General features: G+C 35.1%; 14 protein-coding genes. 9 read left to right on the forward strand and 5 right to left on the reverse strand.

The genetic code is table 11. From position 1 onward, the window contains the following. Positions 1-74: 74 nt before the first annotated feature. Entirely contained in the window at positions 75-2,054 is a 1,980-nt protein-coding gene (locus tag R2R71_RS09635; RefSeq protein ID WP_316831065.1) for a KUP/HAK/KT family potassium transporter, read from the reverse strand. Between the two features lie 233 nt (positions 2,055-2,287). Here R2R71_RS09635 and R2R71_RS09640 point away from each other — a divergent pair, with 233 nt between their 5' ends. The 9 genes from R2R71_RS09640 to R2R71_RS09680 all read left to right on the forward strand — a co-directional run bounded on the left by R2R71_RS09640 (position 2,288) and on the right by R2R71_RS09680 (position 9,581). Continuing rightward, on the forward strand, positions 2,288-2,764 hold the full coding sequence (locus R2R71_RS09640; protein ID WP_316831066.1) for a T9SS type A sorting domain-containing protein: 477 nt from the start codon (positions 2,288-2,290) through the stop codon (positions 2,762-2,764). 76 nt (positions 2,765-2,840) lie between these two features. After that, positions 2,841-3,452 carry a fumarylacetoacetate hydrolase family protein gene (locus tag R2R71_RS09645; RefSeq protein WP_316831067.1) on the forward strand — a complete coding sequence of 204 codons (612 nt, stop codon included), beginning with the start codon at positions 2,841-2,843 and terminating at the stop codon, positions 3,450-3,452. A gap of 5 nt (positions 3,453-3,457) precedes the next feature. Further along, positions 3,458-5,191, forward strand: a complete 1,734-nt coding sequence (locus R2R71_RS09650) for a M23 family metallopeptidase (RefSeq protein WP_316831068.1) — start codon at positions 3,458-3,460, stop codon at positions 5,189-5,191. Between the two features lie 258 nt (positions 5,192-5,449). Further along, complete coding sequence (bcp, locus tag R2R71_RS09655; protein ID WP_316831069.1) at positions 5,450-5,914, forward strand: thioredoxin-dependent thiol peroxidase; 465 nt, start codon at positions 5,450-5,452, stop codon at positions 5,912-5,914. 56 nt (positions 5,915-5,970) lie between these two features. Further along, positions 5,971-6,816 (forward strand): transketolase, encoded by an 846-nt coding sequence (locus tag R2R71_RS09660; RefSeq protein ID WP_316831070.1) that lies wholly within the window; start codon positions 5,971-5,973, stop codon positions 6,814-6,816. 11 nt (positions 6,817-6,827) lie between these two features. Continuing rightward, positions 6,828-7,784 (forward strand): transketolase family protein, encoded by a 957-nt coding sequence (locus tag R2R71_RS09665; RefSeq protein ID WP_316831071.1) that lies wholly within the window; start codon positions 6,828-6,830, stop codon positions 7,782-7,784. A 97-nt stretch (positions 7,785-7,881) separates the two neighbouring features. Continuing rightward, a complete protein-coding gene (locus R2R71_RS09670; protein ID WP_316831072.1) occupies positions 7,882-8,442 on the forward strand; it encodes an RNA polymerase sigma factor in 561 nt (186 codons plus the stop codon). A 33-nt stretch (positions 8,443-8,475) separates the two neighbouring features. Next, positions 8,476-9,132 (forward strand): hypothetical protein, encoded by a 657-nt coding sequence (locus R2R71_RS09675; RefSeq protein ID WP_316831073.1) that lies wholly within the window; start codon positions 8,476-8,478, stop codon positions 9,130-9,132. Between the two features lie 14 nt (positions 9,133-9,146). Beyond that, positions 9,147-9,581, forward strand: a complete 435-nt coding sequence (locus R2R71_RS09680) for a hypothetical protein (RefSeq protein WP_316831074.1) — start codon at positions 9,147-9,149, stop codon at positions 9,579-9,581. Between the two features lie 56 nt (positions 9,582-9,637). Here R2R71_RS09680 and R2R71_RS09685 read toward each other — a convergent pair whose 3' ends face one another. The 4 genes from R2R71_RS09685 to R2R71_RS09700 are packed head-to-tail and all read right to left on the reverse strand — an operon-like array spanning position 9,638 to position 14,152. Beyond that, positions 9,638-12,268, reverse strand: a complete 2,631-nt coding sequence (locus tag R2R71_RS09685) for a hypothetical protein (RefSeq protein WP_316831075.1) — start codon at positions 12,266-12,268, stop codon at positions 9,638-9,640. Next, positions 12,268-13,026, reverse strand: a complete 759-nt coding sequence (locus R2R71_RS09690; RefSeq protein WP_316831076.1) for a GLPGLI family protein — start codon at positions 13,024-13,026, stop codon at positions 12,268-12,270. The genes R2R71_RS09685 and R2R71_RS09690 overlap by 1 nt, the downstream gene beginning before the upstream one ends. After that, entirely contained in the window at positions 13,026-14,003 is a 978-nt protein-coding gene (locus tag R2R71_RS09695; protein WP_316831077.1) for a GLPGLI family protein, read from the reverse strand. Before R2R71_RS09695 ends, R2R71_RS09690 begins: the two co-directional genes overlap by 1 nt. Further along, entirely contained in the window at positions 13,934-14,152 is a 219-nt protein-coding gene (locus tag R2R71_RS09700) for a hypothetical protein (protein WP_316831078.1), read from the reverse strand. The genes R2R71_RS09695 and R2R71_RS09700 overlap by 70 nt, the downstream gene beginning before the upstream one ends. Positions 14,153-14,367 lie beyond the last annotated feature (215 nt).

Raw genomic sequence — 14,367 nt, forward strand, 5'->3', positions numbered from 1 at the left:
CAGCTCATAAATTTTTGCCGCAGGACCTGCAATAAATAAGCAAATCCCCAATATTAAAATAGACCTTCTCATACTTACACCGGCAACCTGTTCAATTCAATATCATCAGGTGTAACGAAAATTAAAGGTACTTTTTCAACATCTACATAACTGCTGTCCAAACCGAAACTTCGTTCTTCAGATAAACTTAGTTTTTTAAGGATAAAGTAATAATCCATTACCGTCCGTTCATAAAAGCTCAGCTTTGTAAATTTAGATAAGTGTTTTTCTAAAAGCACAAATCTGAAATCGCCAGCAATCTTGTGTTTATTTAATGAAGTATACTGACTTGTAATATCAATTTCTCCATTCTTAACCAGTTCCTCCACAACTTTACGGTAAAGTAAATTTACGCGTTGCTCAATCCTGAAACCTAATCTGAAGTCGATACGGATTAGCTTTCCTGGGATTAGAAATTCTACTTTGTAATCGAGTGTATAAGGTTCATCCATAACATCAACGTGAACCAGCCAATAAACATCAGCACGCTTTGGTTCTTTTTGTATAATGGAATATATAATCTTCGATTCGATTTCCGTTTTGAAATTGGCACTGGTTAAATAAACCAATTGCGAAGAGTATTTAGGCACCGATTCATCGTTACTAAGCTCACTTAAAATCTGGTAATAATCCTCAATCTCGACATATTTTACAAAGCGGTTTTTAATTTTACGGGCTACAAACCAGCTCCACATAACAGTAAAAAGAGCCGAACCAATTAAAACCGTTAACCAGCCACCATCAGAAAATTTATGCAGATTACTGAACAGGAATGTACCTTCAATAACTACGTAAACGGAGATAAAGATGGCAATAAGGTATTTAGGAAAACGCTTGCTCCTGAGGTAAACGCTAACTAAAATGGTTGTCATTAACATGGCAATCGTTATCGAAAGTCCATAAGCGGCATCCATTTTTGACGACTCTTCCCAGAAAAAAACAATGCTGCAACAGCCTAACCAAAGCATCCAGTTAATTGATGGTACATATAACTGACCTTTTGAAACTGAAGGATAAACGATCTTGATTTTTGGCCAAAGGTTTAATCTAACGGCTTCAGATATTAATGTAAATGACCCGCTGATTAATGCCTGACTGGCAATTACTGCTGCCATTGTTGCAAGGATAACCATCGGCACCTGGAAATGGCTTGAAACAATCTGAAAGAAAGGATTCATTTTTGAACTTGGAACGAATGTGCCTTCATTCTGTAGAATCCAAACACCCTGACCTAAATAATTTAAAATCAGCGTAGCTTTAACAAAAATCCAGCTAATTCTGATGTTGTTTCTGCCGCAGTGGCCTAAATCTGAATATAAGGCTTCAGCCCCGGTTGTACAAAGAAAAACGCCACCTAAAATTATAAAAGCCTTGCTATTCGATGCAAGTAAATGAACCGCATAGTAAGGGTTTAACGCATTTAAAATACTGAAATCTTTAACAATGAATAAAAGCCCTGCAACACCCAATACTGTAAACCATACAAACATTACAGGACCAAAAAGTTTACCAACAAGGTTAGTTCCAAATTGCTGGATAACAAAAAGTACCGTTAAAATTGCAATTACAACAGGTACTACCGGAATATCGAATTTATTTGTTAAACCTTCTATTGCTGAAGTAACCGTAATACTTGGCGTAATCACACCATCGGCAAGTAAGGCACACCCACCTACCACAGCAGGTATAATTAGCCATTTCGCTTTTTTCCTTACTAAAGAGAACAATGAAAAAATACCACCCTCGCCTTTATTATCGGCCCGCAGGGTGATGATTACATATTTAACGGTAGTTTGCAATGTAAGGGTCCAGATAATACAAGACAATACGCCGAGTACAATATCATTGGTTATGGAACCCGGATGCGCAACAACGCCATCTTTTACGCCTAAAATACTGGTGAAAATTGCATTTAATGTATATAAAGGTGAAGTACCGATATCGCCGAAAACAATCCCTAAACTGATTAGAACCCCGCCGGCGGTTAGCGCATTTACATTTTTATGATTTGACACTTCTTTATAAATTTTAGTGCGGCAAAAGTAAACTAACTATAACAATTTAACAACCAATTTATTGTGTATTTTCAACACTATGAAATTTAAATTTTATTGTTAAATTGTGTTAAAATATGGCTTTTAAACAAAATGTTTAATTTCTTTGTTTTAAATTAATACATTTGCTATACAATTTGATGAAACTCTACCCAAAGATAACGCTTCTCACAAAACTAATATGCATTTTTTGCATGGTTTTGTTCTGCGGAGTAAATTCTAGGGCCCAGCAAATTGACAGTATCCACATCAGCCTTAAAAACAGGGCAAAAAGACCAAGCCGGATTCCTGAAATCAAAGCAAATATTCAACCTTACAGGCCGCTATATATGTCGTTAGCTGGGGGAAGTATGTTTAACAGCTATTCAGCAAGCGTTAAAGGCACATCTATCTCATCAAAAGATAAATTACTTACCATTGTTAAGATTTATCCAAACCCGGTTGAAGACCAGCTTAACATTATACTATCAATTGGTAAAGATGGTACGCAAACAACAATTAAAATAATCGATTTATTGGGTAATGAAGTGGTAACCCTGGCAAACGAACGCTTAAATGCCGGCGAGCAAACCAAAACATTTGCCATTCCCTCACGACTTAATGCAGGAATCTACTTCCTTCGCGTTGTTGCCGGAACTGAAAGTCAGGTAAAAAGAATCTCAGTTTTATAACACCGTTTTCTTTTCTATTTTTGGATTGATTTGAAAATTTCAAATCATTACTACATTTATTTTATACCAATAGAAAATGAAGATCATCGCCATTGGCCGCAATTACGCTGAACATGCAAAAGAGCTGAACAATCCCGTTCCAACTAAACCGGTAATTTTTTTAAAACCTGATACGGCATTATTAAAGGATAACAAACCTTTTTATCATCCCGATTTCTCAGATGATGTACATTACGAGTTAGAAGTGGTGCTTAAAGTTTGTAAAGAAGGTAAGCATATTGCAGAAAAATTTGCCGCAAACTATTACGATGAGATAGGTTTGGGAATAGACTTTACTGCCCGCGACATACAGGCCAGACATAAAGAAAAAGGCTTACCCTGGGAACTTGCCAAAGCTTTTGACAATTCTGCACCAGTTAGTATTTTCTCACCAAAAGCTGAATTTGGCGATTTGTATAACCTCGATTTTGAATTAAAAGTTAATGGAGAAAGCCGTCAGGTTGGCCATACTAAAGATTTGCTCTTCCCGTTCGAGAAGATAATCAGCTTTGTTTCTGAATACATCACGCTAAAAAAAGGTGACCTTATTTTTACCGGAACCCCTGCGGGTGTTGGCAAAGTAAACAAAGGCGATAAATTAGAGGCTTGGTTAGCAGGCAGGCAGTTACTAAATTTTGAAGTTAAATAAACAGAATGCACAAAAAAACAAGTTTCCTATTCAACAATTACGCTTTCCTTTTTTGTTTTTTATTTTCAACGGTTTCTGTAAATGCACAACAGATATTCAGCAATAACAAATACCCTTTAACCTATTTCAGGCAGCCGCTAGACATTACACCTCCTGCCCTTGCAGGTTCATTTGGGGAAATCAGGGGAAATCATTTTCATTCGGGAATTGATTTCAGAACGAACCAACGTGAGGGTTATCCTGTTTACGCCGTTGCCGATGGTTACATATCGAGGTTGCGTGTTCAAAACAGTGGTTTTGGCCAGGCGTTATACATTAATCATCCAAATGGCTTCACTACGGTTTATGGCCATTTACAACGTTTCGCGCCAAAAATTGCCAGTATCGTGAAAAACCTGGAATATGAGAAAAAATCTTTTGAGCTAGATGAATTTCCTAATGAAGCGCTGATTCCGGTACGTAAAGGAGAAATAATTGCCTGGTCGGGTAACCGTGGAAGTTCTGGAGGGCCACATTTACATTTCGAAATTCGGGATAGTAAAACTGAAGAAACTATAAATCCGCAATTTTTCGGCATCGATATTCCAGATAATATCCCGCCTGTTATTTACAGTTTATATGCCTATCGCTTAAACGGAAAAGTCTTTAATGAATCGACACCTAAACAAGCCATCGCAATAAGCGGTGCCAATGGGAATTATAAAGCTACAGCACCCATAAGCTTAACCGGCGAAGTTGGCTTTGGTGTGGTTACTACCGACAGGCATAACGGTTTATCAGGCACCAACGGTGTTTATTCTATTCAACTCGAATTAGACGGCAAAATGGTTTACACTTCGGCTTTAGAAAGATTTGCATTTGAAGACAGTAAAGCAATAAATTCGCATATCGATTACCCTACCTTTTTAAATACGAAACGAAGTATTCAGAAGAGTTTTGTCGACCCCGGAAACCCCTTAAGCATTTACAGCAACCTTGTAAATAATGGCCGGATAAATTTTAACGACGGAGCGGTTCATCAATTGCGTTATACCATTACCGATTCGAAAGGAAATGCTTCTACCCTATCATTTTCCGTTCATGCTGGCAATGTACCAGTTTCGGCTACCGTAATCCCTTCGGGAATCATCTACCCTTATAATAAGGTAAATGAATTTAATAATGATGAAGTAAAAGTTACCTTTCCGAAAGGAACACTTTACAGTGATTTAGCTTTTACGTACAAAATGTTGCCAAAACCGCAAGGAAATGCTTATTCGGCCATTCATCAGATTCATAATCGCTATACACCGCTACATATTGGTTTCGATTTGTGGATAAAAGCCGATAACCTGCCGGAACAGCTAAGGGAAAAAGCATTAATTGTAAACACCAATGGCTCATCGCAGGGCGGATATTTTGATAATGGATTTGTTAAAGCAACGCCTAAAAATTTTGGCAGCTTTTACATTGCTGTTGATACGGTAGCACCGAGGATTGCACCAGTTAACATTTCTGAAGGGAAAAACATGGCTGGCTTAGCTAAAATATTCTTCAGGATAAGTGATAACCTTTCTGGGATAAAAAGTTTTAACGGGTATATTGATGGTAAGTGGGTGTTAATGGAATTCGATACCAAAACAGCTACACTTTGGCATAGTTTCGATGAAAGAACTTCAACAGGAAAACACACACTTGAACTGGTAGTGATTGACATGAAGGAGAACACGCGAAAATACAGCGTTAATTTTTACAGATAGGCTTGGAGATAACTGGGTTTCTAAACCCGGTTGCAGCGGATACCGGCCTTGGAGCATAAGGCCTGCAGGCGTATGAGCGTAAAACGGGGCTGGCCTTAATATGAAATACTAGAACTGCTTTGCTTAAAAATGATAAATTATCTTTATTTGGAACAAGCTTAAGTCATATTTTCTTTTTCGGGCAACACTTTACTGCGTGAAACTGTTTAACTTGCGAATTCAATTATTTATGCATTTAAAATTTCAATCATAAACAACATGGCAGAGTTAAAAGAAGGTGATATTGCCCCTGCAATTACTTCGAAAGACCAGAACGGCAATCAGATTTCCTTGACCGATTACAAAGGAAAAACCGTTGTATTATATTTTTATCCAAAAGATGACACCCCTGGCTGCACGGCTGAAGCATGCGATTTCAGGGATAATTATCAAGGTTTGCAAGCTAAGGGAATTGTTGTTTTAGGCGTAAGTGTAGATGATGAAAAATCGCACCAGAAATTTGTAACTAAACACAGTTTACCCTTTACTTTACTGGCCGATACGGAACAGCAAATCGTTAACGATTATGGCGTTTGGGCAGAAAAGAATATGTATGGCAAAAAATATATGGGTACCGTACGTACCACATTTATTATTGATGGCGAAGGAAAAATTGCACACATCATAAAAAAAGTAGATACCAAAAACGCTACGCAACAAGTACTCGATTTAATAAATAACTAATTATGATATAGCGGGTAAAATATTACCTTTGCTATGTAACAACAACTCTTATTTTAATGAAACATACAATTAAAGAATTAGAAGATATTGCTTCGCAGATAAGACGGGATATTGTAAGAATGGTTCACGGATGCCAATCGGGCCATCCGGGCGGTTCGTTAGGCTGTGCCGATTTTTTTACAGCTTTATATTTCGAAGTTCTTAACCACAATAAAGATTTTAGTATGGACGGTATTGGCGAAGATTTATTCTTCCTCTCTAACGGCCACATTTCTCCTGTTTGGTATAGCACATTGGCTCACGCAGGTTACTTTGATAAAAGTGAACTGGCAACTTTCCGTAAGTTAGACTCAAGGTTACAAGGACACCCAACTACACACGAAGGTTTACCAGGTGTTCGCGTAGCATCAGGCTCACTTGGACAGGGCATGTCGGTTGCTATTGGCGCTGCTTTAACCAAAAGATTAAATGGTGATAAATCTTACGTTTTCTCGTTGCATGGCGATGGTGAATTACAGGAAGGCCAGAACTGGGAAGCAGCCATGTTCGCTCCATTTCATGAATTAGACACCTTAATCTGTAGCATTGATTATAACGGTCAACAGATTGACGGACCAACCAAAAAAGTACTTTCTTTAGATAGCTTGCAGGCAAAATTCGAAGCTTTCGGCTGGCACGTAATCAATACCGACGGTAATGATATGCAATCTATTGTAGAAGGTTTACATTATGCAAAAACCCTTACCGGAAAAGGTAAACCAATCTTAAATTTAATGAGCACACAAATGGGTGCCGGAGTAGATTTTATGATGGGTACACACAAATGGCATGGCACGGCACCAAACGATGAGCAATTAGCTGCTGCTTTGGCACAATTACCAGAAACTTTAGGGGACTATTAAAATTTAAAAACGTGAAAAAATACACATATACAGAGAAAAAAGATACACGTTCGGGATTTGGTGCTGGCTTACACGAAGCAGGTAAGAAAAACGAGAATGTTGTTGCTTTATGTGCCGATTTAGTAGGCTCATTAAAAATGGATGCTTTTATTAAAGACTTTCCTGAGCGTTTTACGCAAGTAGGTATTGCAGAAGCAAACATGATCGGCATTGCCGCCGGTATGACCATTGGTGGAAAAATTCCTTTCACAGGTACTTTCGCTAATTTTTCTACCGGTCGTGTTTACGATCAGATTCGCCAGTCGGTAGCTTACTCCAATAAAAATGTAAAAATCTGTGCTTCGCACGCAGGTTTAACTTTAGGTGAAGATGGTGCAACCCACCAGATTTTAGAAGATATCGGTTTAATGAAAATGTTGCCAGGCATGGTGGTTATCAATCCTTGCGATTATAACCAGACTAAAGCGGCAACAATGGCCATTGCAGAGTACGAAGGCCCGGTTTACCTGCGCTTCGGCCGCCCGGTAATCCCTGTTTTCACCGATCCTGACCAGAAATTCGAAATCGGTAAGGCGTGGATGGTAAATGAAGGAACTGATGTTACCATTATTGCAACAGGCCATATGGTTTGGAAAGCCATCGAAGCTGGCGAAAAATTAGCTGAATTAGGTATTGATGCTGAGATTATCAACATTCACACCATTAAGCCATTAGATGACGAAGCAATTTTAAAATCGGTTAAGAAAACTGGTTGCGTAGTTACCTGCGAAGAGCACAATAAATTTGGTGGTTTAGGCGAAAGCGTAGCCCGTTTATTGACAACAGAATTGCCAACGCCACAAGAGTTTGTAGCAACAAATGATACTTTTGGCGAAAGCGGAACACCTGATCAGCTTATGGCCAAATATGGCTTAGAAGCCGTGAACATTGTTGAGGCGGTTCAAAAAGTAATCGGCAGAAAAAAATAATATATTCGAAGTCTACGTTAAAGACACAGAGAACACAAGGAAATATCCAAAGCTTTGTGTACTTTGTGTCTTTATTTTTTTATCCTAATGGTTTTTAATGAAACAAGTTGAAGATTCAGAAATTCTTGCCATGTTTGCTGTGGAGCGTACCAGAAATGAGGCGTTTAACTTGTTATTAAAAAAGTACCAGCAAAAAATTTACTGGCATATCCGCCGCCTGGTTTTAAATCACGATGATTGCGACGATTTAATTCAGGAAGTTTTTGTAAAGGTTTGGAAAAACCTCGATAAATTCCGTAGCGATTCTCAACTCTACACCTGGATTTATCGCATTGCAACAAACGAATCCATTACTTTCTTAAACAAACAAAAACAGCGCAACAATACCCCATTGGATGAAGTTTCGGCAGAGCTGGCAGAAAACCTGGTAGCCTCATCGCATTTTAATGGTGATAAACTCGAACTGAAGTTGCAGAAAGCCATTTTAACTTTACCTGAAAAGCAGCGGATCATTTTCAACATGAAATACTTTGATGACATGAAATATGAGGAGATTTCGGAAGTACTCGGAACTTCTGTAGGTGCACTAAAAGCATCTTTTCACATCGCCGCAAAAAAAATCGAAGCTTTTATTACAAATGATGAGATTGACTATTAAACCTTTTCACATTAATTGACTCATATATTTGTGATGAATGAAAATTTAGAAAATAACGATTGGACAAAAGAGGCACCTACCCTTGCTGCAATGGGTAAACGCAACCCTTTTTCCGTTCCTGCCGGATATTTCGACAATTGTGAAGAAAACGTTTCAGGCCTGATATTTTTAGATGGCTTAAAACAAAAAACAAAAGGAAACCCTTTCCTGGTTCATGAAAATTATTTTGAAGAACTTACGGAAATGATTGAAACCCGTATAGCTTTCGAGCAATCGGTACAGCCAGTTAATAGTTTTGCTGTTCCTGAAAATTATTTCGAAACTTTACAGGATAGAATAAACAATAAAATTGCTGCCGAACAGGAAACTAAAAAGGAGGCTAAAATTATCCATTTGTGGAGACGTAGCTTTGTTAAATACGCTAGTGCAGCATGTTTCGTACTGATTTCGTCGTTTGGAATTTATTTTTACCAGAATGACAACGCTGCCGATTTGAGTAATCTGCCGAAATTACAATCTGCAGATTTTGCGAACGAGCAAATGCTTTATGATATCGATGAAAGTACGATTATCGATCATTTAGAAGCTCAGAACACAACAGATATCAAAACAACTTCTGCCTCAGATACAGAAGTGGAAAACTACCTCCTGAGTAATTACTCATCATCAGATTTGGCCCAGGAATTATAAAATTAATATATAAAATGAAGAATTTATTTTTCGCCGCTTTATTGCTTTTTTTACCATCAATACTTTGGGCGCAAAGGCCAAAAGGTGAAGAAATTGAATCGTTAAAAATTGCCTTTTTTACCAAAAAACTCGATTTATCGCCAGAAGAGGCAAAAGTTTTCTGGCCAATTTACAACGATATGCAGGAAGAGCAGGACGCACTACGTAAAGAGCGTTTTCAAAAAATGATTTCTTTTAGAAAGGTAACAGAAATCGATAATCTTACCGACGCACAGATACAAAGTTTAATCACCACAGAATTCGATTTCAGGCAACGTGATTTAAACATCGAAAAAAAATACTACAACAGGTTCAAAGCAGTGTTACCAATTAAAATTATTGGTAAATACTACAGGGCTCAGGAAGCATTTAAGCGAGAATTACTTAATCGCTTTAGAGATAAACAATAAACGGAAAAGGTTTGGCACAAATGCCAGACCTTTTTTGTTAGAAAGCAATGTTATTTTTACTTTACCGACATCGAAACATTCAGCATAAAATATCTGCCTAATATAGATGAGGAATAATTTGTGGAAGAAACTTCATTTATATTTAGATTCGAGAATGCCTTAAGATTTGCTAAATTTTTTCCTTGTAATGAGTATTTAAAATTTCCCTTTACAGGATTATATTGAAACTCGGTATCAATTAAATTAAAGTTTTGATTATTCATTCTATATATATTGAAGGATGAATAATTGAAAATTTTTGGACTAATTTTGTACCTGTACTCAAAACTATACTTATAAGCATTGCTTTTTGCAATTGAATTACCTTCACTTTTTGTTCTGTTCAATAGCAAATCTGTTCCTAACCCAAAGTTTATTGGCAGGTTAAAGCCAGTATTAATTTTTGCGCCCAAAGATTGACTTAAAGCAGTATACTTCCTTGCTCCGTTACCAAACTGACTGTAATAATTTGTAATGGAGGGAGCATAAGTCACAGTTAAACTCATTGATAAAAAAGGAATAAATTTTTTAGCATTTATATTGGAACTAAGAGCTCTTATACCTTTGTAGGGTTGTTTCTCGGAGTAGTTTAGTGTATTATTAAAAAAGTTAGTATACAAAAACCCGTATTTACTGTAGTTTCCATTTACAGAAACATTTAAGTTAAAATAACTGTTAGCAAAATCGTTAAAACCATAATCCAAGTTAACTGAGTGCATATTATAATTATAAAAATTAGTCAGGCCACTACTAAAATTTCTGATATCCGTTAAAATATAATTCTTATAATATTCTATCGGTTGCGGATTATTATTCCTGTAATTATAAGTCAAAGAAATATGCTGAACTTGACCTGGCCTGTAAGAAAATGTGATATTTGGTTCAAAAGTATAATAGGTACTATCCTTACCCATATTTTTCAAAAACTGTAAAGTCGATTTTAGCTGAGCTATAATTTTAACCGGCTGGTTGTCATACACATATTTAGCAGTTAGATAAGTTTGATTCATCTTAAACAAATTATTGTTAACATAATCACCACCTATCGAGCGCTGATTAGCACTAAATAAATTCGAATTTATTCTGAAATGGTTTATTTCATTACCTAAATTAAAATACAGAAAACTTGTATCATACCGCTTTAATGCTTCAGCATCTATCTTAAGCTTAAAATTTCGATTATCTACTTCTTGCAACAAACTATTCGAGCCGATAAAAATTGGCATGTTCTCATATAAATTAGAATTTACCAAATAATCTTGGTTAACACCGTCTGCTAAAATTCTTGCCGAAAATAAATAAGCGGTTCGCTTATTTGCCTTGATTGTATATTTTAATAATCCGTTAAATGTACGGTTTAAATCTTGTTGGTTTTGCGAAACACTATCACCAGCTATATTATTATAAATTGAAAATGCAGCGATATTAAAGTTTTTCGGTTCTTGTTTGTAGGTAAACTTTGATACAAATCGGGCATTGTTTTTTATGAGATAATCAGCACTAAAATCTGCCTTAAAAATTTTATCAACGCTTGTTCTGTTATCACTATTCTTAGTGTAAGTATTATTTGGCGTAAAATAAATGTTCTCTATAGATGTTTGCCCCATTAGCTTACTCCAGGAATAAAAAAGAGAATAGTTAATTTTAAATTTATCACTAAGTCTGGTTATGGCATTTAAACTTCCTTGTGTGGTATTACTCAAAGAATACATTTTATCATCGAAAGGATTGTAGGTATCAATTTCATGTTTTATAATCTGATTGTTCCCGGTAAATTTCCGATTCTCATCAACCAAATCTAAAATATTACTGTTCGATTCGCTGTTTAAATTATTATGGTTAGCGAAAGCAAAGGTTTTCGTTTTATCAATAAAAGAAATTAAATTGGCTGATAGCTGCCTGCTGTCGTTTGTGCCTAAACCGCCATCTACACTGCCTACAATTTTTCTGGCTCTTTTATTTCTCACTTTCAGGTTTAACACAATATCATCGCTGTTTATAATGCCTTTCAGCAAATCATCCTCTACATAATGTTCTAAAGCCTGTATTTCTTCTACAAATTCAGGCTTAAGGTTTTTAGTTATGGCCTTATAGCCTTCACCTGTCAAATCATCTCCTTCTAATAAAACCTTACTAATTTTTTTACCTTTAAAAAAAATGGTTCCGTCTTTATTAACATCCATTCCGGGCATTTTTTTTATAACACTTTCCAGGTTTCTATCTTCTGGGCTGGTAAATCTTAATACATTATATTTTGTAGTATCGTTATTAACCTCTACGGCGGGGGGAGCTTTTATATAAATTTCATCAAGCTGTTTTTTGTCTTCGGTTAAATTGAAATTATACTGAAAGAAATTTGTTTTTAAAAGTTCGTTACGTGATATAATTAGCGTATCTCTTTTATAACCAATATATGAAGCAATTAAAAAAAACTTTATTGATTGATCTAAATCTCCAGATATACTATAATCTCCATTATCTTCGGAGAAACCATAAAAAAGTATCTCCTGATTAATATTTTTTAATTGTATAGCCGCTGATGGTAGTGATTGGTTACCGGAACGAACAAAACCACTAATTTTTACAGTTTGAGCAGAAAGATTGTAAATTCTTAAGGTAAAAATAAGTAAAAAGAAGAATTTTACCATTAAAATTTTTCTTGTTTTTCGGGTATAGCGATTTTAAAATTCGAAATACCCAATTTATTATTACCATCATAAGTCCGAGAAAGTTTCTCCAGGTCTTTTACTTTATTACCGAACAACAAAAAAAACTCTTTGTGGCTCAAAATTTTATCATTCTTGTATTCAGATCGAATTTCTAATAAATTATCACCAAACCTTGTTTTTAGATCAATGCCTGTTATCTCATAAACAAATTTATTTTCATTATCACTGACTCTTATTATTAAACCAGGTAAGCCACCAAATTTCCATGGACCAAGTGGTAATGGAATTTTATCAGAAAACCAGGCGGTATAGGTTCTACCTCGAAAATTTACAAGTGCTTTAGTACAATTGAAATTTAATATTTTTTGGTGTTCGGAAGTAACTTTCCATTTAAAATTATTTAAGGTATCAGAAATCAAAAATACTTTACTAATTATATTGTCGCTTAAGATGAGTTTTCTTTTGCCTATATCCTTAAATATAAATGCTCTTTTATTTGATTTAATTATGCTGACCTCCTTATATTCTGTTTCGGAAACTTTTTCTGTTGACTCACTAACTTTTTTTGGAACAAAATATTCCATCGATCTCCTGTCTTTAAAATAGATTACTTTGTTTGTTTCATACAATCCAAATCCAACATTTGTAGTTAATTTATAATTCAATATCCCTTCGGTTTGAGCAGAAGAAGAGGTAAAAAGAGAGAGCATTATAAAATTTAGAACAAGCTTTTTCATTAGAATTTTTCCTGTTTTTCGGGGAGGGTAATTTTTACTGTTCCAGTAATACCATCAGGAGTCACTTGATTCACTCTTGACAGTTTTATATTGGCATCAAGTTTTTTCTTATATAAACTTCTAAATTCTTTGTAAGTAATAACTTTATCATTGACAAATTTTGAAGGAATTGATATTAATTTATCATCAAATTTTTCTTTCAAATTAATTCCTGTCAATTCATAAATAAAATCTGAATTGCTATCTTTGATTTTAATGATTAATCCAGGTAAACCACAGAACTTCCAAGGGCCATTTCTCAAAGGAACATCTTCAGTATACCAAGCTTCATAGAATCTACCTCTAAAAGAGGTTGTCGCTTTCTTACAATTAAAACTTCCAATCTTTTGCCTTTCATTTTTCACATTCCATTTAAAATTATTCAAAGTATCGGTTACAAGCTGTTTTGTTGATCCGATATAGTCAGAAAATAATAATTTCTTCTTCGAAAAATCTTTAAAAACAAAATAAGGTTTCGTATTATTAAATACTTTTATTTGGTTTAATTCGTCACTAGAATTATCGGTTACCGCTATTTTAGGTTTATTAATTAATTCGATAGAACTAGAGTTATTAAAATAAATTGTTAGTTTTTGTTCTCTGTTTTCTTTAAGAATTTTATCGTTAATAATTCGTTTGTAGGTGATTGTTCCATCTTGGGATTTCACGACAAATGAATAAGATGACAATAAAATAAAGAGATTAAATTTAATGTAGTATGATCTTATATTCACTGCTAAAAATTTAAAACAAAGCATTTGAAATACCTTTCTATTGGACCTAATTATCAAGCTATTATAACCTAATGCGTATTGATAATCTAGTAACTCAATTGATTCATATTTCAAATACTTAAATCGTTGTCGAATTAAAAAATTGATGTGTCTCCAGTATTCATCCAATAAACCCATTTTGCCCCCTTGACAGCGTTTACACATGTATCGGCAGTAAAATCTTGGCGTGCAACAACATCTCCATCAGCATCCACAACTATAAGGTGTGCAGTACACATATAATAAGCATAAGAAGTAACGGATACTCCAACACTCAACAAGCACATCATGCCCATAAATAATAGTTTTTTCATTGTTTTTGGTTTTGGTTAATATTTAATTTATTACCTCAAACCTCTCCCAAAAAAAACTAAAATAAAATTTTTGTCACCAATAACATCCCTCATGTTATGAACAACATCTGCCACGTCATGAACGACATATTTTGAATTGATGAACGTTTATAAACAAAATATTTTTTTGATTTGATAATTTTATTTCAATAGTTTTGTTACAATTATTCCTTAAG

This window comes from Pedobacter aquatilis, from assembly GCF_032678405.1.
GTDB classification, from domain to species: domain Bacteria; phylum Bacteroidota; class Bacteroidia; order Sphingobacteriales; family Sphingobacteriaceae; genus Pedobacter; species Pedobacter aquatilis_A.

Coding starts and splice junctions, on each gene's coding strand:
- R2R71_RS09640 (WP_316831066.1), top strand. CDS start 2,288: ATGGTTTTGTTCTGCGGAGTAAATTCTAGGGCCCAGCAAATTGACAGT.
- R2R71_RS09645 (WP_316831067.1), top strand. CDS start 2,841: ATGAAGATCATCGCCATTGGCCGCAATTACGCTGAACATGCAAAAGAG.
- R2R71_RS09650 (WP_316831068.1), top strand. CDS start 3,458: ATGCACAAAAAAACAAGTTTCCTATTCAACAATTACGCTTTCCTTTTT.
- bcp (WP_316831069.1), top strand. CDS start 5,450: ATGGCAGAGTTAAAAGAAGGTGATATTGCCCCTGCAATTACTTCGAAA.
- R2R71_RS09660 (WP_316831070.1), top strand. CDS start 5,971: ATGAAACATACAATTAAAGAATTAGAAGATATTGCTTCGCAGATAAGA.
- R2R71_RS09670 (WP_316831072.1), top strand. CDS start 7,882: ATGAAACAAGTTGAAGATTCAGAAATTCTTGCCATGTTTGCTGTGGAG.
- R2R71_RS09675 (WP_316831073.1), top strand. CDS start 8,476: ATGAATGAAAATTTAGAAAATAACGATTGGACAAAAGAGGCACCTACC.
- R2R71_RS09680 (WP_316831074.1), top strand. CDS start 9,147: ATGAAGAATTTATTTTTCGCCGCTTTATTGCTTTTTTTACCATCAATA.
- R2R71_RS09685 (WP_316831075.1), bottom strand. CDS start 12,268: ATGGTAAAATTCTTCTTTTTACTTATTTTTACCTTAAGAATTTACAAT.
- R2R71_RS09690 (WP_316831076.1), bottom strand. CDS start 13,026: ATGAAAAAGCTTGTTCTAAATTTTATAATGCTCTCTCTTTTTACCTCT.
- R2R71_RS09695 (WP_316831077.1), bottom strand. CDS start 14,003: ATGTGTAAACGCTGTCAAGGGGGCAAAATGGGTTTATTGGATGAATAC.
- R2R71_RS09700 (WP_316831078.1), bottom strand. CDS start 14,152: ATGAAAAAACTATTATTTATGGGCATGATGTGCTTGTTGAGTGTTGGA.